1 pseudogene is annotated in these 864 nt (G+C 54.2%); it reads left to right on the forward strand.

The features are described from left to right. Positions 1 to 146 precede the first annotated feature (146 nt). Positions 147 to 780 (forward strand): annotated as a pseudogene (locus ACQUQ1_RS22490) (IS6 family transposase). Positions 781 to 864 lie beyond the last annotated feature (84 nt).

The following is an 864-nucleotide window of genomic DNA, read 5'->3' on the forward strand; positions in this document are numbered from 1 at the left end:
ATCGGGCGAACGACCTGTAGTCCGAATCGGACTACGATAGTAGCGTACGAGACGTTGACGGCCTCACCGGCTTAATTCTTTGGTGGTTCGGTTCGGCGGTGTTTAGTTAAGGCTGAAAAGCGAGGCGGAACTGATTTCTGCTGTCCATGGCTGAAATCACCCGCCTTAGCGGATGTAGCGACTGGATCGACTTGGATTTTGTGGAGCGAGAGCGGACACCGAGCGAGTTGATGGAGCTCGGTATTCGGCTCCACCTGTCCGGACTCTCACTTTCGAATACTGTCTCAGAACTTGAGAAGTTCGGTGTCGAACGCTCGCGGAAGGCTGTTCACGACTGGGTGCAGAAGACCGATCTACAGCCCGCCAGCGATACGAACCCGGATCACATCGCGCTCGACGAGACCGTGATCCGGATTAATGGTCAGCAGTTCTGGCTGTACGCCGCCGTTGATCCGGAGACGAACAAATTTCTCCACCTGAGGCTATTTACGACGACTACGACGGCATTGACGCAGCAGTTTCTGCGGGAGTCGTGAGAAACACGACGTCTCCGACGCCGTGTTTCTCGTTGATCACGCCCAGCATCTAGCGGCTGCACTCCAGCGAGTCGGACTCCGATTTCAGACCGTTCGCCACGGAAATCGGAATGCTGTGGAACGTGTCTTTAGAGAAATAAAACGACGTACTTCCTCGTTCAGCAATAGTTTCAGCCACGTCGAGCCAACGACCGCCGAAACGTGGTTGCAAGCCTTCGCCGTCTGGTGGAACTCGCTAAACTAAACACGATGTTCGGTTCTCGACCAGTAGGCTCGCAACGATACGAACGTATTTATAAAGAGCAAGGAGAATACCCGCGCCTTTAGA

Origin of the sequence: Halobaculum sp. EA56, assembly GCF_051195075.1 — an archaeon.
Taxonomy (GTDB): domain Archaea; phylum Halobacteriota; class Halobacteria; order Halobacteriales; family Haloferacaceae; genus Halobaculum.